The 22,888-nt window shown below is 45.3% G+C and carries 19 protein-coding genes; 10 read left to right on the plus strand and 9 right to left on the minus strand.

What is annotated here, in order from left to right; all coding sequences use genetic code 11:
- The first annotated feature begins 340 nt into the window (after positions 1-340).
- Positions 341-1,303: an integron integrase gene (locus L3V31_RS10935; protein WP_237316088.1), complete on the plus strand. Its 963-nt coding sequence runs from the start codon at positions 341-343 to the stop codon at positions 1,301-1,303.
- A gap of 52 nt (positions 1,304-1,355) precedes the next feature.
- Here L3V31_RS10935 and L3V31_RS10940 read toward each other — a convergent pair whose 3' ends face one another.
- The 8 genes from L3V31_RS10940 to L3V31_RS10975 all read right to left on the minus strand — a co-directional run bounded on the left by L3V31_RS10940 (position 1,356) and on the right by L3V31_RS10975 (position 9,167).
- Positions 1,356-1,829 carry a DUF2947 domain-containing protein gene (locus tag L3V31_RS10940; protein ID WP_237316089.1) on the minus strand — a complete coding sequence of 158 codons (474 nt, stop codon included), beginning with the start codon at positions 1,827-1,829 and terminating at the stop codon, positions 1,356-1,358.
- A 13-nt stretch (positions 1,830-1,842) separates the two neighbouring features.
- Positions 1,843-2,430, minus strand: a complete 588-nt coding sequence (locus tag L3V31_RS10945; RefSeq protein ID WP_237316090.1) for an HD domain-containing protein — start codon at positions 2,428-2,430, stop codon at positions 1,843-1,845.
- A gap of 1 nt (position 2,431) precedes the next feature.
- Positions 2,432-3,016 carry a ribosomal protein S5-alanine N-acetyltransferase gene (rimJ, locus tag L3V31_RS10950; RefSeq protein ID WP_237316091.1) on the minus strand — a complete coding sequence of 195 codons (585 nt, stop codon included), beginning with the start codon at positions 3,014-3,016 and terminating at the stop codon, positions 2,432-2,434.
- A gap of 36 nt (positions 3,017-3,052) precedes the next feature.
- Positions 3,053-4,597, minus strand: a complete 1,545-nt coding sequence (gene tyrR / locus L3V31_RS10955; protein ID WP_237316092.1) for a transcriptional regulator TyrR — start codon at positions 4,595-4,597, stop codon at positions 3,053-3,055.
- A 100-nt stretch (positions 4,598-4,697) separates the two neighbouring features.
- Positions 4,698-5,738: a TIGR01620 family protein gene (locus L3V31_RS10960; RefSeq protein WP_237316093.1), complete on the minus strand. Its 1,041-nt coding sequence runs from the start codon at positions 5,736-5,738 to the stop codon at positions 4,698-4,700.
- On the minus strand, positions 5,735-7,111 hold the full coding sequence (locus tag L3V31_RS10965; protein WP_237316094.1) for a YcjX family protein: 1,377 nt from the start codon (positions 7,109-7,111) through the stop codon (positions 5,735-5,737). The genes L3V31_RS10960 and L3V31_RS10965 overlap by 4 nt, the downstream gene beginning before the upstream one ends.
- A 177-nt stretch (positions 7,112-7,288) precedes the next feature.
- A complete protein-coding gene (locus L3V31_RS10970; protein ID WP_237316095.1) occupies positions 7,289-7,474 on the minus strand; it encodes a hypothetical protein in 186 nt (61 codons plus the stop codon).
- A 175-nt stretch (positions 7,475-7,649) separates the two neighbouring features.
- A complete protein-coding gene (locus L3V31_RS10975; RefSeq protein WP_014232348.1) occupies positions 7,650-9,167 on the minus strand; it encodes a fumarate hydratase in 1,518 nt (505 codons plus the stop codon).
- Between the two features lie 288 nt (positions 9,168-9,455).
- Here L3V31_RS10975 and pabB point away from each other — a divergent pair, with 288 nt between their 5' ends.
- The 4 genes from pabB (at position 9,456) to L3V31_RS10995 (ending at position 14,639) form a co-directional block, all read left to right on the plus strand.
- A complete protein-coding gene (gene pabB, locus L3V31_RS10980; RefSeq protein WP_237316096.1) occupies positions 9,456-10,817 on the plus strand; it encodes an aminodeoxychorismate synthase component I in 1,362 nt (453 codons plus the stop codon).
- Between the two features lie 183 nt (positions 10,818-11,000).
- On the plus strand, positions 11,001-11,600 hold the full coding sequence (locus tag L3V31_RS10985; RefSeq protein ID WP_237316097.1) for a CoA pyrophosphatase: 600 nt from the start codon (positions 11,001-11,003) through the stop codon (positions 11,598-11,600).
- Between the two features lie 326 nt (positions 11,601-11,926).
- The gene (locus L3V31_RS10990) at positions 11,927-13,180 is read left to right on the plus strand and encodes an aromatic amino acid transport family protein (protein WP_237316098.1); all 1,254 of its coding nucleotides are present in this window, start codon (positions 11,927-11,929) and stop codon (positions 13,178-13,180) included.
- 97 nt (positions 13,181-13,277) lie between these two features.
- Positions 13,278-14,639 (plus strand): L-serine ammonia-lyase, encoded by a 1,362-nt coding sequence (locus L3V31_RS10995; protein ID WP_237316099.1) that lies wholly within the window; start codon positions 13,278-13,280, stop codon positions 14,637-14,639.
- Positions 14,640-14,765: 126 nt separating this feature from the next.
- On the opposite strand, the gene queD is transcribed toward L3V31_RS10995, so the two are convergent.
- Positions 14,766-15,128, minus strand: coding sequence for a 6-carboxytetrahydropterin synthase QueD (gene queD / locus L3V31_RS11000; RefSeq protein WP_014232353.1), 363 nt, complete (start codon positions 15,126-15,128; stop codon positions 14,766-14,768).
- A 511-nt stretch (positions 15,129-15,639) separates the two neighbouring features.
- Between queD and asnS the strand changes: the two genes are divergently transcribed.
- The 5 genes from asnS to L3V31_RS11025 all read left to right on the plus strand — a co-directional run bounded on the left by asnS (position 15,640) and on the right by L3V31_RS11025 (position 22,879).
- Positions 15,640-17,040, plus strand: a complete 1,401-nt coding sequence (asnS, locus tag L3V31_RS11005) for an asparagine--tRNA ligase (RefSeq protein WP_237316100.1) — start codon at positions 15,640-15,642, stop codon at positions 17,038-17,040.
- Between the two features lie 119 nt (positions 17,041-17,159).
- Positions 17,160-17,384 (plus strand): hypothetical protein, encoded by a 225-nt coding sequence (locus tag L3V31_RS11010; RefSeq protein WP_237316101.1) that lies wholly within the window; start codon positions 17,160-17,162, stop codon positions 17,382-17,384.
- A 374-nt stretch (positions 17,385-17,758) separates the two neighbouring features.
- Complete coding sequence (locus tag L3V31_RS11015; protein WP_237316102.1) at positions 17,759-18,646, plus strand: ABC transporter six-transmembrane domain-containing protein; 888 nt, start codon at positions 17,759-17,761, stop codon at positions 18,644-18,646.
- A complete protein-coding gene (locus L3V31_RS11020) occupies positions 18,636-19,778 on the plus strand; it encodes an efflux RND transporter periplasmic adaptor subunit (RefSeq protein ID WP_237316103.1) in 1,143 nt (380 codons plus the stop codon). Before L3V31_RS11015 ends, L3V31_RS11020 begins: the two co-directional genes overlap by 11 nt.
- Entirely contained in the window at positions 19,775-22,879 is a 3,105-nt protein-coding gene (locus tag L3V31_RS11025; protein WP_237316104.1) for an efflux RND transporter permease subunit, read from the plus strand. Before L3V31_RS11020 ends, L3V31_RS11025 begins: the two co-directional genes overlap by 4 nt.
- The last annotated feature ends 9 nt before the right edge of the window (positions 22,880-22,888 follow it).

Consider the following 22,888-nt stretch of genomic DNA (forward strand, 5'->3'; position numbering starts at 1 on the left):
AAGAGCAAATCACAATTTCCGCAAACCAAAACCCAAAACCTCGAAGCACAAAACCGAGCCAAATGCACACGGGCATTAACCCTAAACATTCTGCTTAAGTTGCGTTTTTCTCGTTGGCAACTAACGCTTTCTATACGGCTTTTTGCCGTCTTTCAGACACGCTACCGCCGTTTTTCTAACAAAAACAAATATGAATAATAGCACTTATCTTTATGAAAAATATAGAAACGGGGTATGAATATGAGTGCTAACACGCGCAATTAGGCGGCTAAAAGCAGGTTAATTAACTGTAGGATGCTAAATTAACAAGCCTGTATAAATAAACAGGACACATTTCGTCATGAAATCCCAGTTTTTACTTAGTGTAAAAGAGCACATGTTACTGCGTCATTACTCAAATAAAACGATTGAAAGTTACCTATTTTGGATCAAGCGTTATATCGTTTTTCATCAGTTTGCACATCCATCTAAGTTATCAGAAGAACATGTAGTTCAGTTTCTTAGCCACATGGCCATTAAAGATAAAGTTGCAGTAAAAACCCAAGCTTTAGCTCTTTGTGCGATTGCATTTCTATATCGAGATTTCTTTCAGACCCCTCTCTCACTAGATATGCAATTTCAAAAGTCACTTACGGAGAGAAAACTTCCTGTCGTATTAACACGAGACGAGATTCGTCGTTTTATTCAACATATAGACCCCAAATACAAGCTTCACACACTTCTACTCTATGGCTCCGGGCTTCGGTTGATGGAGTGCTTAAGATTAAGAGTTCAGGACATTGATTACGATTACGGCGCAATTCGCGTCTGGCAAGGTAAAGGCGGAAAGAACCGTACGGTGACCTTAGCAAAAGAACTACATTCTCCCCTAAAAGCACAAGTGGAACTCGCTAGAAATTATTATCAAAAGGATTGTCATACGCCTGGGTACGCAGGTGTTTATATTTCAGAAGGGCTACAACGTAAATACCCAAACGCGCAGTTGGACTTTAACTGGCACTTTCTATTTCCGTCAGCAAAACTCAGTGTTGATCCGGAAACGGGTGAGTTACGCAGACACCATATAAATGAGAGTGTTATTCAAAGAGCAGTTAAACGTTCAGCTCTGGATGCTGAAATTAAAAAGTCGGTAACCTGCCACACACTAAGACATAGTTTTGCAACCCATTTACTGGAGTCAGGCGCCGATATCAGAACAGTTCAGGAGCAGTTAGGACACTCGGATGTCAAAACCACACAAATCTATACCCACGTTATAGAAAGAGGAGCGAGCGGCGTGCTTAGCCCTTTATCCAGCCTTTGAATAACGAAAGCCACCGAGTTGGTGGCTAAGAATATTAATAACAGCATGCTACCTAGTGGCGTTCACCTAGTTGAACGTTGCCTTTTGAGTCAAACCAAAGTGCTTGAGAGCGACGGCGGCCAATCAACATTGGGCCATCGTCATAGAACAGGAAGTTCTTCCAGTGCTTTTTGAAGATAGACCACTTGGTTTCAATGACGTTGTATTTCTCGTAACAGAAATAAACCGTCACATCGTCTTGCCAATCAATATGTGTTTCCACTTCGGTTGGCATTTCTGGCTCGTCCGACTCCCATGCGGCCATCCAGTCAACAGTTTCTAACCAATTGGACTCTTTCATTGGCCAATCTTGAGAGCTCAAACGGTCCATGTCAGGGCTTTGCGCACTGATGTTCTCTTTCCAGAACTGAGCGGAGCGAGCCTGACTCATCGGCTTTATCTGCGCTAAGTCTTCTTCTGGTACCGGCATAGACTGGTGAGTAAAAATCCATTTTCTTTGGTATTCGTCCAAAGGCAAATAAGACATTCAGTCTCCTTTATTACGACTTCAGCCAACCTTTATCGGTGGCATTTTCAATTATTTCTTTCGCTTTGTCCCACAAAGTGACAGAGCCAAGTTCAATTCGTTTATTAATAGTAAGCGCTTGTTCGCGCGTTACGCCATGTTCTTTCCAACTTTGACCGTCGTTATGATAATTCAGAAGCATTGGTATTAAACGGTCGAGCGCTTTTGCATACTTTGCATCATCAGTCTGGGCTGCTTCAAACTCATGCCACAGTGCCAATAGCTCTTTACCTTGATCTCTTGGCAGCATACCGAATAAACGTTCTGCGGCTTTGATTTCTTTTTCCGCCTGCTCTTTTGAAGCGGCTGTATCATAAACAAAGGTGTCGCCGGCGTCGATCTCAACAACATCGTGAATCAGCAACATTTTCATGACGCGACAAATATCGACAGGCGCATTGGCATGTTCTTCCATCAACACAGCCATGAGGGCGACATGCCAACTGTGCTCACCACTATTCTCCAATCTGCCTCCCGCGCTTTTAATACGGGTTCGACGAAGCACATTTTTTAACTGATCCAACTCTATTAATAGCTTTAGCTGCTTCTCTAGTCTGTCCATATCATCGAGCCTTTGGTTGCCAGTCACGTTTAGTCAGTGAGGTTAAGATATGATCTTGCCACTCGCCATCTATCAAAAGATAGTCCTTCGCATAGCCTTCTTTATTAAAACCAACATGTTCCAGAACAGCTTCGCTGCGTTTATTGTGCGGCATGTACCCTGCCTGAATTCGATGCATATTTTGCACGTCGAACATGTAATCACAAGCCATTTTTAGACCACGACGCATGTATCCGTTACCTTGCGCCGTTTGGGCAAGAGAGTAACCAACGCTGCAGGAGTGGAATGGGAAACGAACCAGACCGCTGAAGGAAATTGTCCCTAACATGCGTTGTTTTTGGGTATCAATGAGAAGGCAGTAATAGCCAAGCCCCTGACGGTGGAGTTCGCTTAGTTTAATGAGTTTTTGTAGCCAACCATTGACGGTAAAGAAGGCGTCCTCGCGCGTTGGTTCAAACGGCTTTAAGTACTCGCGATTTACCTGAAAATATTCGGCAATCATATCTGCATCAGCGATTTCAGCAGTACGCAGAAGTAAGTCGCCGTCCAACTTATGAACGGCGACGGATGAACTTTTATCTTCCATTACAAATGACAACGTCCGTTTTCTCTTCGTTCAGGATTAATTCTTACGAATCCCATAGTCACGCAGTTTATTGGCAATTGACGTGTGTGATACATTTAAACGCTTCGCCAGCTTGCGGCTTGATGGAAATGATTGATACAAACGCTCAAGGATCTGAGACTCGTAATCACGCATAATCTCATCCAAAGAGCCATCTAAGTTGAGTGTCGCACTGCCACCACCGACAGATTGAGGTTGTGGCAAATTAAAGTGCTCAACCTTCAATAAATGACCATCCATCTCGGTTAACGCGCGCAAAACCATATTATCCAGCTGACGCATATTGCCTGGCCATTGGTAGTTTGCGAGTCCGTCAATCAAATCGTCGTCGAAATCCGGCTTATCAATGCCCAATTGCTGCGCGTGCTTGGTCACAAACAGCTCTAATAATGGAGAGACGTCGTTAGATCGCTTACGTAAAGGAGGAATATTCAACGTAAGAACGTTCAGACGATAGTACAAGTCTTCACGGAACATGCCCGCTTCCGACAGCTCAGCAAGGTTGTGCTTGGTAGAGGCGATAATGCGAACATCTACGTGCATTTCATCCTCTGCGCCAACTCGACGGAAGTTACCATCCTGAAGAAAACGCAGTAGCTTGATTTGCAAGTGGGAGCTCATCTCACCAATTTCGTCCAAGAAGACGGTGCCGCCATTCGCTTGTTCAAAAATGCCTTTGTGCCCCTGCTCGTGGTTAAATGAGCCTGGCGCATGGCCGAACAGTTCAGTTTCAGCCACATCATCCGGCATAGACGCGCAGCTCAGTACAAGGAAAGGCTTGCTCGCTCGGCTAGATCGGCTATGACACGCTTTGGCCAGCATTTCTTTACCAGTGCCTGTTTCACCTTCAATCAGTAATGGCTGATCAAGGACAGACAACTTCTTGGCTTGATTCATCAATGCTTTATGGCGGTTAGATAATCCGACAAAGTGTTCAAAACCAAGCGGGTTATGCAGCGGCACGGCTTCTTCAATTCTCGAAACTTGCTGGCTGGAGCGAATCGTGATCAACGTACTCGCCAGTGTCGAGTTTTGCGCTTCATCTTTGATATAAACCGGCATTAACTCGAGAATATAATCCAAACCATCAATCACCAGGTTTTCACGAGTTCGGGCGTTCACCCCTTCCGACCAACGAGAGAAACGCATACTTGGTAATAGAGTACCAATTTGAGTACCGATCACCTCTTGCTTGTGCAAACCTAACAGGGACAACGCGGACATGTTTGCCATGTCTACCGCGCCTTTGAGGTCGATAGCAAAAACGGGATCTGGTAAATTATCCACCAGCGAAAGCAGCTCGGTATTGTGGCGCTCCATGGGCATGAACTGGATTTTACGTACGTCTTTAACCCCCGAAATACGACGGATTTCGGCCATTAGTTCGCTAAAGGTATCAAAATCAATATCCGGGCAATTCAAATATATAATGCCGCTGATATCAATCTCGATACCACGCAAGTCGATACTCTTAGATGCTAAAATATCGAGCAGTTCTCGGGTAAGACCGAGTCTATCTTCACATAAGACTTCAAGACGCACTGAAAATATCCCAATTCACAACTGTCAGGAAAAGTTGACAGTAGTTTCTATCAAGCTTGGAATGGCGTCAAGCAATCCTATTCATCAATGGTGATATTGGTTACGGTTTCATCGTAATTGATGCAACTTTCGCCACTACGGCTTTACGAATCGTACCCAGTTTGACCTGACGCTCAGGATACCAAGGTAGAGGGCGCAACAATGTCATCGCTTTCAAGCCCAAACGAGCGGTAAGAATACCGACACCAAGCCCCTGACCTGCGCGAGCTGATACTTTACCCGCAAGATCCATCGACATTAAATCCATGCCAGCATCAATCGCGAGCTCACTCGCACCTGCGGCAGCCATATTCACAAAGACCGCTTTAAGCAGTTTTATTCGCGACGCATAACCTAGCTCGACACCATAGACTTTCGATAAATTATCGATCATTTTGAAGTTACGCCAAGCAACCAAAAACATATCTGCAGCGGCAAGTGGGCTTACTGCGACTAACGCAGCGGACTCTGTGGCATGTTTAGACACGATTTTAGTTGCGAGCTTATCCTGCTGGCTAACCACCATTGAGTCGTACATATCAAGAATTTCCGCGTCGCTGTGTGCAGGGTTAACACTGTTCTTCCAACGATCAAAGCCTGGATTTTCAGCCAGAACGCCACTTTGTTCAGCCACTTTTTCACAAAACACTTTGCCCTTGCCAACGCTATCACTGCCAACAAGTAATTCGCTCTCTTCTTGAATACTGAAGTGATTTCTCAGTTTACGCAGTTTCCACAACTCTTTGCCTAACGCGCCAATACCAAATGAGGCAATGGTTGCAATAAAACCAGCCCAGCCCAACGCAAGCCAATCAGATGTTTGAACCGCCGTGATAACTGAATCGATCGCCTGCCACCCCACCAGACCTGAAAACGCGGTAAGTAGCCCTGTCGCCAACCATTTTCGACCAGATTTAGGGCGAATCACATGCTCAAGCTGTAATTCCTGCTCCGTTTCTTGCGTCTCTTCTTGCACGGTTACGGGCACAAAGGTCTCTTTGTCACTAAAGGCCTGTTGAGAAGTTAAATCCTCAGATTCAGACTCCTGATCTTTCTCTAGTACATTGTCGGAGAAGACCTGCTTTTGTTTGAACTCACTCATTTCAACTTATCTCCAAGCAGGTAATCCAGTGCCTTATCTAAACGTATGTGTTTCATTGGTTCATCACTTGCTGACGGCATTGGACGGAAAGAAGTGAAATCAAAACCACTGTTTTGCCAATACGCCGCATTCGGTAATTTCCTTGGTACCTCACCAGGGAACATCGTCATAGGTTCACCATCCAGGGTTGTGCCTTGTAAAGCCGGAACAGTCTTGTCGCCGGTGGAAATAAACCCGGGCGTCGTGGCCTGAATCGAGGCAATGCTCATACAGCTCATCTCGATATTCTCATACGCTGCGGTTTGCCAAGCTGGATGTACCATCTGCTGAAGTAAAGAGACCAAATTCGGGTGCTGCTCTGGCGTCACATGGTCCGCTTTGGTTGCTGCGAAGAGGACTTTATCTATTTTTGGCGAAAATAGCCGACGCAAAAAGCTACTGCGTCCGTAACGGAAGCTGTGCATGATCTGCTCCAGCGCCTGACGCATATCATAGAACGCTTCATCCCCCGCATTCAAAGGTTGTAAGCAATCCACCAGCACGATCTGACGATCAAAAGTCGCAAAGTGATGTTTATAAAACGCCTTCACTACTTTTTGCTGATATTCATAGAATCGTGCTTCTAGCATCGCCAAGTTACTGCCTTTAACTGGCTTAGCATCTGATTCAATCCGACATGGGAAAAACTGTAGAACCGGTGCACCGACTAATTCACCTGGCAGAACAAATCGCCCTGGTTGAACCCAATGCAACCCTGCGTCTTTACAACCATGTAGATATTGCGTGTAAGAATGTGCAATGCTCTCAAGCTGCTTTTCATTGACACTTTCGTTAAGGTCTAGATTTTCCAGTTCTGCTAACCACGATTCTGCTAACTTACTGCGTTGGCCTTTTAACGCATTAAACTGTGTTTCCGACCAAGTCGCGAAATCCATATCTAACAGGGGTAAATCGAGCAGCCACTCGCCCGGATAGTCGATGATATCCACGTTAAGCACGGCGGTTTTGCTCAATAACTTTTTGGTGGTTTTATTCGGCTTATATTTCAGCGCAAGACGGATTTCACTTACATCTCGCGTAGGCACTGGCCACTCTGGGGGCGTGGCATGAATTTGATCGATTGCTTCGTCGTAAGCAAAACGGGGAACCATCATGTTCGATTGAGGCTCGCGTTTAGCACCTATCAAGCGTTTGTCTCTGGCCGCGGTTAGTAATGGCAGATTGTCGTGCGTCGCCGTATAAAGCAGTTGATTGACCAGAGAAGTAATAAACGCCGTTTTACCCGCTCGGGATAAGCCGGTAACAGCAATTCGGACATTAGAGTCCATGCCACGGTTGATAAAGTCATTCACTTCTTTTGTTATTCTTTTCATGCTTTTTTTATCTCGTTAGTAAACGACGAAGGTATGAGTCTAATTTTACATACATTAATCAAAGATGAACAAAATACTCACATCAGAAATGCATCGCCCAAAAACACAAAAGCCCCTGAGAACTCTCAGAGGCTTTGGTATTCTAACTATCGATCAAACGATTTAAGCCTAAACGATCTAATCTTCTTCAATCAGTTTGTAGATAACGAATAGAGCCACCTCTAGCACTAACCACAATACACACGCAATCGTGACGTATTTTTCATCAAAGATGCTGATACCATGAAGAATCAAGTCATAGCCAACAAAGCCACCCACCACAACAGCAAGGATAATTTGTAGAATTTGAATAAAACGAGGCATGCCGTCTCCTAATTATTATTGTTCGCATAACGTCTGTTGCTATGCCAAAAGGTTAATATACCTAGTATATAGACAAAAAGTGCAGTTTTCGCTGCACTTTTGTCAATTGTTTGCTAGGTAAATCAGCACCTTGTCACATTCTCAAGACTGAGACGCCCTCAAAGTGCCATTTACATTAAGCTTCCATCTCTTGGATTTTTACTTTCCAAGTGTCCGGACCAATCTGGTGAGCGTTCACACCGTTAGAATCTACCGCGACGGTTACTGGCATGTCTTCTACTTCAAATTCGTAGATCGCTTCCATACCGAGATCTTCAAACGCGACCACGCGCGCTTTCTTAATCGCTTTTGCAACCAGGTAAGCCGCACCGCCAACCGCCATCAAGTAAACCGCTTTGTGCTTCTTGATAGATTCAACTGTCGCAGGGCCACGCTCCGCTTTACCGATCATGCCCATAATGCCTGTTTCATCAAGCATCATGTCGGTGAATTTGTCCATACGTGTTGACGTTGTAGGGCCAGCAGGACCTACGGCTTCATCACCTACAGCGTCTACCGGACCTACGTAGTAGATAAATTTACCTTTGAAATCGACACCTTCTGGCAGCCCCTCACCATTTTGCAACATAGTCTGGATGCGTTTGTGTGCTGCATCGCGACCAGTAAGAATCTTACCAGAAAGAAGAACTGTCTCACCGGTCTTCCACTGCTCAACATCTGCTTGTGTCACTTCGTCTAAGTTAACGCGACGAGTATTCGCGCCCGCTTCCCAAGTGATATCTGGCCACTCTTCAAGCTTAGGCGGCGTTAAGTCTGCCGGGCCTGAGCCATCTAGCGTGAAGTGTACGTGACGAGTCGCAGCACAGTTCGGGATCAGACACACTGGCTTAGACGCAGCGTGCGTAGGCGCGGTTTTGATCTTAACGTCAACTACGGTAGTCAGGCCGCCAAGACCTTGCGCACCGATACCAAGCTTGTTCACGCGATTGAAGATATCAAGACGAAGCTCTTCTTCTGCGTTTTGTGGGCCACGATCGATAAGCTCTTGAATATCGATGTGCTCCATAAGCGATTCTTTTGCCAGTACTGCTGCTTTTTCAGCCGTACCGCCGATACCAATGCCAAGCATACCCGGAGGACACCAACCAGCGCCCATCGTTGGTAGTGTTTTTTCTACCCACTCGGCAATATCGTCAGATGGGTTTAGCATCACCATCTTAGTTTTATTTTCACTACCGCCGCCCTTCGCCGCGATCTGAATTTCAACTTTATCGCCCGGTACCATATTGATGTGAACTACTGCAGGCGTGTTGTCTTTGGTGTTAATACGTTTACCAGCCGGATCCATTAGAACCGATGCACGCAATGGGTTATCTGGATTCGTGTAGGCCTGTCGAACGCCTTCATCTACCATTTGCTGAACCGTCATGTCCGTTGAGTCCCACTGCACGCCCATACCGATGTTGACAAAACACGTCACGATCCCTGTGTCCTGACAGATTGGGCGGTGGCCTTCTGCCGACATACGGGAGTTAATTAAGATCTGCGCAATCGCGTCTTTCGCGGCTTGGCTCTCTTCGCGGTGGTAGGCTTTTTCAAGGGCTTGAACAAAGTCTAGCGGGTGGTAGTAAGAAATGTACTGTAGCGCATCAGCAACACTGCTGATGACATCCTGCTTGCGAATTACCGTCATTACATGCCTCGTTATAGTTATGCTTCCATTACTGGCTTGGCTTCAATCGTGTTTGTTAAGCGATTTGCTCTTTTGAGCTTCATTTTTATAAATACATTTTATAAACAATTGTCGAATGGCTGATCTCGACACACGAGTTACTGAAGTCGCCTTCTTGTATAGTAAAACCGCCTCTGAACCCTGTGTATCGAGGAAGTTTGGCTATACGGTGGAATATGATACTCTTGCTGCCCATGACATGCCATGCAGTGAACGATCTCTTTGTCACAAATTACACAAATGAACAACATGGATAATCAATTCATTGATTTTAAAGCGTTGGAATACGCACCAGACTTAGCGCTTCACCTTTTTTCGCGTATTCAGCACCAGCCTTGGGCGATGTTGCTACGCTCCGCGTCCGAAACTCACATCGATAGCCGTTTTGATGTGCTGGTTGCGAACCCGGTAGCAACGCTAGAAACCATCGCCGAGAATACATACATCAAAACGCCAACAGACGCTTACACCTCGAGTGATGACCCGTTTACATTACTCGACCACTTGCAACAGCAATGGTTACCGAGTGTTGAGCTCGGCTCAGAGTGGGATCTGCCGTTCGTTGGCGGCGCGCTTGGCTACTTCAGCTACGATTTAGGTCGCCGTGTGGAAGCCATGCCAGAGCTTGCGGAAAAAGATCTGCAAACAGCCGATATGGCGGTTGGCCTCTATCAATGGGCTCTCGTCGTCGATCATAAACTAAACAAGGCCTGTATGGTTGGGCAAAATATTGCTCAAGCTTGGGATTGGCTCAATAAACAAATAGCAGTGCAAGACACTGAATTTAGTTTAACTGGCTCTTGGCAATCTAATATGACCGAGCAATCGTACGGCTCTCGCTTTGATAGCGTACAAGAGTACCTGCTAAGCGGTGATTGCTATCAAATCAACTTAGCGCAACGTTTTAATGCCCCCTATACTGGCAGCGAGTGGCAAGCCTACCTAAAGCTGGAGTCGGCGAACCAAGCGCCATTTTCTGCGTTTATTCGTATGCCTGAATCGTCTATTTTGAGTATCTCACCAGAGCGTTTTCTGGAGCTGAAAGAGAGAGTCATCGAAACCAAGCCGATCAAAGGTACGCGCCCACGTAGCCTGGATTCAGAGCAAGATGAGGCCAACGCCCATGACTTACAAACGGCAGAGAAGGATCAGGCTGAAAACCTGATGATTGTCGATTTGCTGCGAAATGACATTGGTCGCGTTGCATCACCGGGTAGTGTTCATGTGCCAAAATTATTTGATATTGAAAGCTTCCCTGCGGTTCACCATTTGGTAAGTACTATTCGTGCCGATTTAGATAAGCAACACTCTCCTGCGGATTTGTTGCGAGCGTGCTTCCCTGGCGGCTCAATCACTGGCGCACCTAAAGTGCGTGCGATGCAGATCATTGAAGAGCTAGAGCCCCATCGACGTAGCGCTTACTGCGGCAGTATTGGTTACATTTCGCGCCATGGTCGTATGGACACCAGCATTACCATTCGCACTTTGGTTGCAGAGAAAGGTAACTTGTACGCTTGGGCCGGCGGTGGTGTAGTCGCAGACAGTGAATGCGCGGCCGAATATCAGGAAACACTGGATAAGCTGTCGAAAATTCTGCCAGCATTAAAGTAACGCCAACGGTACTCTCCGAACAATAGCTTAACGCCTCCACAATTGGGGGCGTTTTTGTATTAGACGTTCTTACCCTAACGTCTGATTTACTCCTGTTCGCCATCGTTATAATCTTGATAACACATTGAGAGAGGGAGTGAGTCCTCTATAATTATCAATAGATGTTAGATAAAAGGACGCAATTTGGTCATCAATAAAACGAAGCTACTGCAAAACTTTCAACTGCAGTTGCCTACTGGATATCACAAAGAGTCACTCGCTCGATTAAGCTTTTTAAAAAACAAGCCACTGCGTGACGCAGCAGTGTTGATTGGGTTTGTTGAACGCCAAGAAGGATTACAGGTCATTTTGACCAAACGAGCCGAGCACTTGCGCCATCATCCAGGGCAAATCAGCTTCCCCGGTGGTAAATTTGAACCTGAAGACATTCACTTGTTGAATACCGCGCTTCGTGAAACAAAAGAAGAAATTGGTATCGCAAATAACGAGATACATGTCTTTGGCCAGTTACCAAAACTTCCTACCATTAGCCGCTTTAATGTCACTCCTTTTTTGGCTTTTGTATCACCAGACTACAAAACTCATATTGACCCCAATGAAGTTGAGTATGTGTTCGAAGTACCCGCAAACCATATTTTAAATCCGAGCAAGCTCTACAGCACCAAATTTAACCTTAAACAAAGTGGACACCGAGTGTTTGCTATTCCTTATCGTCAGCACTTCATTTGGGGCATGACCGCTCAAATTATTGAGTCAATGCAAAGGCACATCAGTGCCAAGTAGGTATGGAGCGATGTGCCCTTCCATCCTATTTCACCAATTCAAAACCTGTTTATAACCCCTCATTCACATTAGTTTAATTTGTCGTTTTCACCGCAAGCGTTTGCATTGATAAAAATATGTACAAATAACATTATCAATTAGATTTTCTAATTCGACACATTAACATTAATCACCAGTAGCACATCATTTTCGTGATAAAAAACGGGTTTTTGACATATTATTCAATAAGCCCGAGCAATACATGACGCAGATCTAATTTTCTCAATGCAAAATCTTGCAAAATTGCACCCGACTTATTTCCTGTTCCCAAAATGAGTAAACAAAAAATGAATTCAATCAATTCAGCGGTTTCTACCGCACAATCGTCTAGTAAGTTTTCTTACAAAGACTTCACCTGGTGTCTGTCGTTATTCGGTACTGCCGTAGGCGCAGGTGTATTATTCCTACCAATTAAAGCTGGTGCGGGTGGTTTTTGGCCATTAGTAATCCTAGCCCTAATCGCAGCACCAATGACTTGGTTCGCACACAAATCTCTGGCTCGCTTCGTTCTTTCCGCTAAGAACCCAGAGGCAGACATCACTGACACAGTGGAAGAACACTTCGGTAAAACTGGCGCAAACCTTATTACTTTCGCTTACTTCTTCGCTATTTACCCTATCGTACTTATCTACGGTGTCGGCATTACAAACACGGTTGACTCATTCTTAGTGAACCAAATGGGCATGGAGTCTATTCCTCGCTGGCTACTGTCTGGTGCTCTTATCGCAGCGATGACAGCGGGTGTGGTATTCGGTAAAGAGTTAATGCTGAAAGCGACATCTGCAATGGTTTACCCACTGGTATTTGTCCTGCTAGCGCTGTCTTTCTACCTGATTCCTGATTGGAACACGTCAATGATGGAAGTATCGCCAAACTGGGGCGACATGCCTTCAATCATTTGGCTAGCTATTCCAATCATCGTTTTCTCATTCAACCACAGCCCTATCATTTCTCAGTTCTCTAAAGAGCAACGTCGCGTGTACGGTGAAAATGCAGTGAAGAAAACTGACGCTATCACTGGCGGCGCAGCGATGATGCTAATGGGCTTTGTTATGTTCTTCGTGTTCTCTGTTGTGCTTTCTCTGTCTCCAGAGCAGCTAGCGACAGCACAAGCACAAAACATCTCTGTTCTTTCTTACTTAGCGAACGTTCACGAGTCTCCACTGATCTCTTACTTAGGTCCACTGGTTGCGTTTGCCGCTATCACTTCGAGCTACTTTGGTCACTTCCTAGGTGCTCACGAAGGTCTGGTTGGCCTTATCAAGTCTCGCTCTAACTCTCAGATAAGCAAGATCGAGAAAACATCTTTGATTTTTATCGTACTGACGACATGGGTAGTTGCTATCGTTAACCCAAGCATCCTAGGTATGATCGAAACAATGGGTGCGCCAATGATTGCGGCAATCCTATTCCTGATGCCTGTTTTCGCTATGCAAAAAGTGCCAGCAATGGCGAAGTACAAAACTTCAGCACCTGTGCAAATTTTCACAGCAATCTGTGGTCTTGCAGCCATTAGTTCTGTAATCTACGGCGCTCTTTAATCTCAGCTGAAATACCAGCGTGATTAATCGAAAAATATAACGATAAAAATTAAGCCTCCCAAATCCCCTTGGGAGGCTTTCTTCTGAGGTAATCGATATGATTAGTGTATTTGATATCTATAAAATCGGTGTTGGACCTTCAAGCTCACACACTGTAGGCCCAATGAAAGCGGGTAAAGAGTTTATTGATGATCTTCGTGCAATGGGAAAATTGCGCGACATCACTAAAATCACCGTTGACGTTTATGGATCGCTATCACTGACAGGGAAAGGTCACCACACAGATATTGCTATTATCATGGGTCTTGCAGGCAACTCCCCTGAGAAAGTCGATATCGATTCTATTCCGGGCTTTATTGCTCGCGTAGAAGATACTGAACGTCTTCCTGTTGGCATGCACTGTCATACAGTATCGTTTCCACGCGAAGGTGGAATGAACTTCCACAAAACGAATTTGGAACTTCACGAAAATGGTATGCAAATCCACGCTTGGATTGATGACGAAAAAGCATACTCAAAAACCTACTACTCTATCGGTGGTGGTTTTATCGTTGATGAAGAAAACTTCGGTAAAGAGGAAGAGAACCCGATCAAAGTTCCTTTCCCATTTACCACAGCAGAAGAACTGGTAAATCAGTGCCGTGAAAGTGGCCTTTCTATCAGTGCGCTAACCATGAAAAATGAACAAGCGCTTCATTCTGATGAAGAGACCCGTACGTACTTTGCGAACATCTGGCGTACCATGCGCGAATGTATGGATCGCGGTATGAACGAAGAAGGCATTCTACCTGGTCCACTGCGTGTACCTCGCCGTGCTGCAGCACTTCGCCAACAACTGCTTACTTCTGAAAAGACAACCAACGATCCTATGTCCGTGGTTGACTGGGTAAACATGTTTGCTTTTGCTGTAAACGAAGAAAACGCGGCAGGTGGTCGTGTTGTAACGGCACCAACCAATGGCGCGTGTGGTATTATCCCTGCGGTACTGGCTTACTACGATAAGTTCATTCAAACCGTATCAGAGAAAGACTACATCCGTTACTTTGCTGCTTCTGGTGCAATCGGTGGTCTATACAAACGTAATGCATCTATCTCGGGCGCAGAAGTTGGCTGTCAGGGCGAAGTTGGCGTAGCGTGTTCAATGGCAGCAGCTGGCCTTGCAGAACTGATGGGTGGTAGCCCAGAACAAGTTTGTATGGCAGCAGAAATCGCAATGGAGCACAACCTAGGTCTGACGTGCGATCCTGTAGCAGGTCAGGTTCAGGTTCCATGTATCGAGCGTAATGGTATTGCAGCTGTAAAAGCGATCAACTCAACTCGCATGGCTTTGCGTCGTTCTTCTGCTCCGACAGTATCTCTGGATAAGGTTATCGAAACCATGCTAGAGACAGGTAAAGACATGAACGCGAAATATCGCGAAACTTCTCAAGGTGGTCTGGCAGTGAAAGTTATCTGCTAATCCTACCCTCTGAAAATCAAGCCCGAGCTATCTGCTCGGGCTTTTTTGTATGTGGCTTAGCTTTTATAATCCATAGACAACAAAGGCAAGCGATAGGCTTGCCTTTGTAAATGACGCTTGTTGCGATTACTCGCCTTTGTAGATACAACCTGCTGTGCAAGTTTCTTTGATCTCTACTTTGCTTAGTAGCGGAAGGCTTGGTTTTAGTTGCTGCCAAATCCATTTCGCTAGCACTTCGCTGGTTGGGTTTTCCAAGCCTTCAATATCGTTTAAGTAGTAATGGTCTAAACGATCATAAATTGGTTTGAAAGCGGCTTTGATTTCTGCAAAATCCACAACCCACCCCGTATGCGGGTCTACCTCACCTTCCACATAAAGACGAACAAGGAAAGAGTGTCCGTGCAAACGACCACACTTATGACCTTCAGGTACATGTGGCAAGTGGTGTGCCGCTTCGAACATAAACTCTTTGTATAATTCTGTTTTCATCTTGAATCTCGGGCTTTAAAAAAGACGCGGTATACTACGGAATTCACCGCCAAGAGACAAGCTTTAGTCCTTTATTGAGTCATAAATCAGTATCTTTATTTAGCCAAATGATATTCAGACTTCAAGTTTGGTCAGACACCGATTATTTGATTACATAATAATTACATTACGAGCACCAACCAAAACAGCTTTTTAACGCTGCATACGAATAAATGCCCTCTGCCAGCACCCTATAAACTGAATTTCAGGGTCAGCGTACAATTTCTATCTGAACATTTTTAGCCATTCCCGCTTTCGGCGGCAGTAAAACGAAGACGAAATCATCTTTTTCTGACCTTCAAAATGAATATAAAGGTTGAAGCTGACGAATTGACAGGTAATATGTCTCGATGAATCTGTAAAATTCTACCCAACCCAACGCTTTGCTTGTTTTTTAAACAAAAAGATTATGAAACAAGGACTTTAATAAGCGTTGCGTTGTATTTTTACCTCTATGGAGAATATTGAAAACATGACTTACGCGCCTGTATCAGACGTTTTGAAAGGTCAGCTAGCAGTAGACAGTGAAGTGACTGTTCGTGGCTGGATCCGTTCACGTCGTGATTCCAAAGCTGGAATCTCTTTCCTTGCCATTTATGACGGCTCTTGTTTCGACCCGATTCAGGCCGTGGTCCCTAATAATCTTAATAATTACGAAGACGAAGTATTAAAGCTGACTACAGGCTGCTCTGTTGAAGTAACTGGCAAGATTGTTGAGTCTCCTGCGAAAGGTCAGGACTTTGAGCTGGCAGCAACTGACGTTAAAGTGGTTGGTTGGGTTGAAGATGCTGAAACTTACCCAATGGCAAAAACTCGTCACTCAATCGAGTACCTACGTGAAGTAGCACACCTTCGCCCACGTACTAACGTGATTGGTGCGGTTGCTCGTGTACGTAACTGTCTATCTCAAGCTATTCACCGTTTCTATCACGAACAAGGTTACTTCTGGGTATCAGCTCCGCTGATCACAGCTTCTGATGCTGAAGGTGCTGGTGAAATGTTCCGCGTTTCTACGCTGGACATGGAAAACCTACCTCGCACAGATGCAGGCAAAGTAGATTACAACGAAGATTTCTTCGGTAAAGAGACTTTCCTAACCGTATCTGGCCAGCTAAACGCAGAAGCTTACGCTTGTGCAATTAGCAAAGTTTACACTTTCGGTCCAACTTTCCGTGCTGAAAACTCAAACACAAGCCGCCACCTGGCTGAATTCTGGATGGTTGAGCCTGAAGTTGCGTTCGCAGACCTAGATGACGTAGCGAAACTGTCTGAAGACATGCTGAAGTACGTATTCAAAGCGGTACTTGAAGAGCGTCGTGATGACCTTGAGTTTTTTGCTCAACGTATCGATAAAGAAGCGATCACTCGTCTGGAGCAATTCGTTGAATCTGATTTCGCACAAGTCGATTACACTGATGCAATCCAAATTCTTCTCGATTCTGGCCGCGAGTTCGAATTCCCTGTTGAATGGGGCATCGATATGTCTTCTGAGCATGAGCGTTTCCTTGCAGAAGAACACTTCAAAGCGCCTGTTATTGTTAAGAACTACCCGAAAGACATCAAGGCTTTCTACATGCGTCTAAATGACGACGGTAAGACAGTAGCAGCGATGGACGTTCTTGCACCGGGCATCGGTGAAATCATCGGTGGTTCTCAGCGTGAAGAGCGTTTAGACGTTCTTGATGCACGTATGGTTGAAATGGGCATCGACCCAGAGCACATGAGCTGGTACCGAGATCTACGTCGTTACGGTACTGTACCTCACGCTGGTTTCGGCCTAGGTTTCGAGCGTCTAGTGTCTTACGTAACAGGTATGGGTAACGTTCGTGATGTAATTCCATTCCCACGTACACCACGTAGCGCTAACTTCTAATCAAAGTTTTATCGAATTGAAAACCTCCTTCGCGGGAGGTTTTTTTCGTTTCAGGGTTATAGAAATCAGCGTCTATCTATCATACTTATAGTGTTCAGGAGCTTTATGAAGAACTCAAAATGAAAGTATTCAGAATGGAAGACCTCAATTACATTGGTCAGAAATATGGTGTTCATTGCTGGGATCATCCTCAGGCCACTACCCCCTACTACTGGCATCCTGATTGGTTACATATTGCAGAAGATGCCATGGGTATTTACCCCAAAGAACCTCTGGATGTAAAAGATGGCGAAGAGGATGCTAAAAAAGCGATTGTTAAGCATCTTAATGATAATCAGGATTAGGCTCTCTGATTTCTATTGCGGCCAAAGTGTGGTGTATTTACTTTGGCCGTCAAACTCGATTTCCAAAAAAGTTAGTACTATTGAATGCCCATCCCTGGAAATACCAACCCTCTATTTTTGACACTTCATGCGGATGTTCCGCAAGCAATGAAATTTCCATATTTCCTCTTTGACATATCGCCCGCTTAAGTGATGAGCAACCCAACTAACGTATTGCGGAAACTAAACAAGTATGCGATGCCTTTTCAAAGGTGAACGACAACGTGCAGCATATTATGGAGGTCAGAGGAATTGGTCCACAAACAGCAATCTCGGACACTTTTTATGGTTATTAATCGGTAATACTGACGCCATGTTAATTCATGGTGACAATAATGCTACCTCATCAATCCATTACACTGCGATCAGTTATCAGGCTTAGTCAAACCAAAGTTACTTTGACTTGGCTGATGGTACTCGCTGAAAACGTCATACTTATTCTTTTACCACTCTTTATTGGTATTGCCATTGACGGTGTGCTTAAACAAAACATGCAGCCGCTTATTCTGTTTGCTTCCATTCTTTTAATGCTGGTCATATTTAGTGTGGGTCGTCGCTTCTACGACACTAGAGTTTATGGTGACATCAGAGTTAAATTGGCTAATGTGGTCGAATACAATCTGCGTAAGACATCAGTGTCTGTAAAAGATGCTCGCTTGACAATGTCACGCGAGCTTGTTGACTTTCTTGAGCAAGATTTGCCATTACTGATCACTGCAATCGTTCAGTTGATCGCTACAGTAGTCATTCTGGCTACCTTTCATCTCAAACTAGCATTGTGTGTATTGGCAGCTGGTCTATGCATGCTCGTCATTTATGCCCTGTTTCACCATACGTTCACTCACCTCAACGGCACATTAAACGATCAGTTAGAGCAGCAAGTAAGAGTTCTTAGTGGCGAACATTTTTCGGCTATACGAACACACTTTGAACGTATTAAACATTGTGAAATCAAGTTGTCCGACACTGAAGCACTGGTGTACGGACTGATCTTTATTGCCTTATTTGCGTCAGTACTAACCAACTTATGGATAATCAGTAGTCTTAAAGCTACCAGTGTTGGTGAAGTATTTTCTATCGTGGCTTACTCACTAGAATTTGTTGAGGCAGCAGTGATGCTCCCTCTGGCCTTGCAAACCTTGTCTCGATTGACAGAAATAAGCCAACGTCTCAACAAAAACCTCACTCAGCATCCTGCCGAGGAGAAGCCTTATGAAATTTAAAAAGGGGCTTGCCACACTAATTGGCCTTGGGGCGATATTCGTAGCTTTGGTTGCTGTCGATATTCTCAAGCCCCAACCTGTTGTAGGCACGTTGAAACCACAGGTCAAAGATCCAGTGTCCGTGCTGGAATTAATACCGACCACTCATGACTCTAGCCTTACCTTACTGGCAACAACCTCGGCCCGTTGGCTCATTCAGCTCAAAACATCGAGCAATGCTCAACTTGTCTGGTTGAATCCAGACATTGAACCGGGCTCATTAGTTACAAAAGGAACTCACTTAGCGAAACTGAATGACAGTGCGCTCAAAGCTAACCTCGCTCAGGCAAAGAGTGGCGTCAAACAGGCAGAGTTGAACCTGAAACAGGCTCAACATGAACAGACGGTGGCATTGAAAATGTTGCCATCAACAAAAAGTTCACCGTTTGCACGCCGAGAACCCCAGTTATCGTTAGCAAAAGCGGAACTGAACCAAGCAATACAAGGCTACGCCAGTGCCGAAAAACTATTAGAAGAAGCAGCGATCCTCGCCCCGTTTGATGCCGTGATCATGCATCGGCATATCAGCCCCGGCGAATGGCTGGAAGCAGGTCAGGTAGCCTTTGAGTTGGCGGCCAGCGACTCTCTAGATGTCGAACTACCCGTATCTGAACTTCACTGGCAGAGAGTTCAGTCTGCGTTACACAAGCCAGAGATTAAGGTACTGAACCGAGATGGAAGTGAGTGGCCCGCTCAGGTTCGCTATGTTGCTCCGCAAGCCGATATAACTACTCGCCAGAGAAAGGTGATACTTTCGGTCGAGCAACCTTATCAGGGATCTAACCCCTTACTACCCAACCAACAAGTCAAAGCGATCATTAGCCTTGGAACGCAACCAAACATCGTGGCGTTACCACTAAGTGCAATAACACGCGACGGTTACGTCTGGACGCTTGATGAACAAAACCGGCTTCAAAAAGAGTGGATTCAGGCGATAGAACAAGCATCTGATCTGGTATATGGCCGATTTGAAAATGAGAGTGCGAAAGTACGCCAAGTCGTGGTTTATCCGCTGCAATCTTTGTTACCGGGGAAACAGGTAACTCCAAATCCCGCTCCGATGTTAGTAACAAAACAGGAGTCTAACCAATGAACTGGCTAACGAAATGGTTTATCCACAATCCGGTGGGAGCGAACCTTTTGATGTTCGCTATCCTTACTAGCGGTGTGATGGCTTTTAGCCCATTACGTGTGGAGTCATTTCCACAAATTGCACCATCCTCTGTACTCATCACGGTCGCCTATCCAGGCAGCACAGCAGAACAAATTGATCAAAGTGTAACACAGCGAATAGAGGAAGCCATCAGTGGGATTGCAGGCATCAAGCAAGTGACCAGTGAGTCCAGAGCGGGCTTGTCAAGCGTCCTGGTCCGTAAAACAAGTAGCGCAGATCTCAACAAACTGCTCGATGATATACGTAATCAGGTAAATGCCATCAACGGCTTTCCCATTTATGCAGAAAAACCGCAAGTCGTGAGAAATGAGTTCACCAACCTGGCGGCTTTTATCGTGATCTCCGGGCCTCGTAGTGATGAAGAACTCCAACCAATTGCCAGACAGGTTGAACTTGCTCTAAAAAATCACCCTCAGATATCCAAAGTATCCAATTGGGGAAGCAAAACACCACAATTGATTATCGAACCGGACCCTGCCCAACTCAAGATTTTGGGGTTAAACCTTGAGGATCTAGCTAACACAATGAGTCAAATGTCTCTGGAATCACGAACCGGTGAACTGTTCAGTGATAAAGGCAGGATGGTGATACGAGGAGATGGCTACGCCGATGATATACAGAAACTTCGTCGTCTGGTGGTTGTTTCTGGCCCATCAGGAACGATACACCTTGGTGATATTGCTCAACTAAGCCGCGGATATGAACATAGTGGCTCCATCGTGCGTAACAACGGCATTAATGCGATAGCTCTGCTCGTCAGCACCAGTCAGACCGACAACCTACTTAAAGTCAGCCAGGCCATTAAACAGACCTTATCTGAACAACGCCAAATTCTGCCTTCAGACATTGCGCTCAATACCATGGCGGACATGGCACCTTACATTGAGGAGCAACTATTCCGATTGGGTGACAATGCGTGGCAAGGGCTGCTTATTGTCATTGTTTTGTTAGGTATTTTTCTAGAACTCAAACTCGCATTTTGGGTGGCAGTTGGCATTCCCGTTGCTATTGCTGGAACATTGGGCGCCATGCAGTTGACCGATTACAGTATTAACGACATTACCCTGTTTGGTTTTATTCTGGTGCTAGGTATTCTGGTTGATGATGCTGTCGTTGTGGGTGAAGCCATTCATGAGCAGCGAGGCCAACAAAGTAATGGACGTAAAGCAGCGTGGCTGGGCGTCGATTCTGTTTCAGTCGCTACTGTATTTGGTGTGTTAACGACAATTGCGGCGTTTTCGCCGATGCTTTGGATAAATAACGAGTTAGCAAAAATACTAGCGGGTTTTTCCGCTGTGGTGATATTTGCCTTATTCTTCTCACTGGTTGAGAGCAAATTCATTCTGCCATCGCATCTAGCCCACTTGTCTGAAAACAAGCCATCCAAAGGCCCCTTTACCAAAATTCAGTCTATCGCACAGGGCGCACTAAACTGGTTCAACCAAAGGGTTTACAAGCCTACTCTGGAAAAAGCGTTGGATTACAAGCTAGCAGCATTACTTGGCTTTGTGGCGACAATTGTCTTCGCTTACGGACTATGGTCAACCGGCACGATTCGCAGTGCGCTTTTTCCAGACATACCTGGACGCTATATTACCGCAAAAGTGGAGCTTGAAGACGGGGCCCCTATACCTTTGCAAAAAAAGGCTTTGGTACAACTAGAACACGCTATGGCAAGAGTTCAGGAAACTCTGATGCAAAACTACCCTCTGAGTGAACCACCTGTCGTAAACTTGCTCGCTTGGTCTGATGGTTACGGACAAATTGAGGTTACGGCAGAGATGACCAGCGAAGCATTGACAATCTTACCCGGGAACTTATTAACTGATCGCTGGCGTACAAAGACAGGAAAAATTGAGGGAGCTTACTCGGTTCAGTTCAGTGCCGCAGAAGAACTAACTGGTGGAACATTCATCTCAATTGCTTCCAGCGACAGAGAGTTAGCGAAACGCCTCAGCAGCCAGTTAGCTGTAAAACTAAGAACTCTATCCGGTGTGACAGATGTCTACGACGACGGACAAAATGGTGAACCACAAGTTCGATTGGTTCTAAATGGATACGGTCAACAACTGGGGTTAACTCAGGAAAAACTGGCTCGTCTTGCGGCTAATGAATTTGGCGAGCGTGAAATCCATCGCCTACTTGAGCAAGGACAGGAAACCAAGGTGCTGTTGCGGTATTCTCACGAAGGACGTAAATCACTCTCTCAGCTAGAACAGACGATAGTACTACTCCCTGATGATAAGAGTGTACTACTTAGCGATATAGCAGAATTCAGACACGAGAAGGAACCACAGGTCCTATATCGTCGTAATCGCGAACAGGTGGTAAACCTATACTGGAAACAGAATCGTGACATTCAAGCACCAGAACAAACCATGGATCAGTTGAGCGAAGAAATTGAAGCTTTACATCATCAATTTCCTGAAGTTCGAATCAAAGCGGGTGGTGAATTAGAAGAGATTGGCGACGTATCAGACGGATTCCGTTCTGCTATGAAGCTCACGGTTCTGCTTATTTACATTTTGCTCGCGGTTCCGCTCAAGTCTTATTTACAACCGTTTATCATTATGGCGGTGATTCCATTTGGGTTTGCAGGCGCGATTTTTGGTCATTACCTGATGAATTTACCGATTAGTTTGCTCTCCATGTTCGGCATGATGGCCATGACAGGTATCGTGATTAATGACTCTCTGGTTCTGATGACCCGTTTTAATGCTGAGTATCGCAGCGGTGTACCGCTCAAGGAAGCGTTAGTCATCGCGGGAACCAGCAGATTTAGAGCCATTTTCTTGACGACGATAACCACGGTATGTGGTTTGGTGCCACCGTTAATTGAAGACGCCGAGCAAGCACAGTACTTGAAACCAGCCGCAGTATCGCTTGTCTTTGGTGAACTGTTTGCCACAGCGGTGACGCTGATCTTGATCCCGATATTAATAGAAATGACGAGTCGTAAGTCATCAAAGTTTATCGAAGTCAGTCTCAGTGCAGAAAGACAAAGAGCTCAGTGTGATTGATATTATTCC

Source organism: Vibrio sp. J1-1 (genome assembly GCF_021728395.1).
Lineage (GTDB): Bacteria > Pseudomonadota > Gammaproteobacteria > Enterobacterales > Vibrionaceae > Vibrio.

Coding starts and splice junctions, on each gene's coding strand:
- L3V31_RS10935 (WP_237316088.1), top strand. CDS start 341: ATGAAATCCCAGTTTTTACTTAGTGTAAAAGAGCACATGTTACTGCGT.
- L3V31_RS10940 (WP_237316089.1), bottom strand. CDS start 1,829: ATGTCTTATTTGCCTTTGGACGAATACCAAAGAAAATGGATTTTTACT.
- L3V31_RS10945 (WP_237316090.1), bottom strand. CDS start 2,430: ATGGACAGACTAGAGAAGCAGCTAAAGCTATTAATAGAGTTGGATCAG.
- rimJ (WP_237316091.1), bottom strand. CDS start 3,016: ATGGAAGATAAAAGTTCATCCGTCGCCGTTCATAAGTTGGACGGCGAC.
- L3V31_RS10960 (WP_237316093.1), bottom strand. CDS start 5,738: ATGAGTGAGTTCAAACAAAAGCAGGTCTTCTCCGACAATGTACTAGAG.
- L3V31_RS10965 (WP_237316094.1), bottom strand. CDS start 7,111: ATGAAAAGAATAACAAAAGAAGTGAATGACTTTATCAACCGTGGCATG.
- L3V31_RS10970 (WP_237316095.1), bottom strand. CDS start 7,474: ATGCCTCGTTTTATTCAAATTCTACAAATTATCCTTGCTGTTGTGGTG.
- L3V31_RS10975 (WP_014232348.1), bottom strand. CDS start 9,167: ATGACGGTAATTCGCAAGCAGGATGTCATCAGCAGTGTTGCTGATGCG.
- pabB (WP_237316096.1), top strand. CDS start 9,456: ATGGATAATCAATTCATTGATTTTAAAGCGTTGGAATACGCACCAGAC.
- L3V31_RS10990 (WP_237316098.1), top strand. CDS start 11,927: ATGAATTCAATCAATTCAGCGGTTTCTACCGCACAATCGTCTAGTAAG.
- L3V31_RS10995 (WP_237316099.1), top strand. CDS start 13,278: ATGATTAGTGTATTTGATATCTATAAAATCGGTGTTGGACCTTCAAGC.
- queD (WP_014232353.1), bottom strand. CDS start 15,128: ATGAAAACAGAATTATACAAAGAGTTTATGTTCGAAGCGGCACACCAC.
- asnS (WP_237316100.1), top strand. CDS start 15,640: ATGACTTACGCGCCTGTATCAGACGTTTTGAAAGGTCAGCTAGCAGTA.
- L3V31_RS11010 (WP_237316101.1), top strand. CDS start 17,160: ATGAAAGTATTCAGAATGGAAGACCTCAATTACATTGGTCAGAAATAT.
- L3V31_RS11015 (WP_237316102.1), top strand. CDS start 17,759: ATGCTACCTCATCAATCCATTACACTGCGATCAGTTATCAGGCTTAGT.
- L3V31_RS11020 (WP_237316103.1), top strand. CDS start 18,636: ATGAAATTTAAAAAGGGGCTTGCCACACTAATTGGCCTTGGGGCGATA.
- L3V31_RS11025 (WP_237316104.1), top strand. CDS start 19,775: ATGAACTGGCTAACGAAATGGTTTATCCACAATCCGGTGGGAGCGAAC.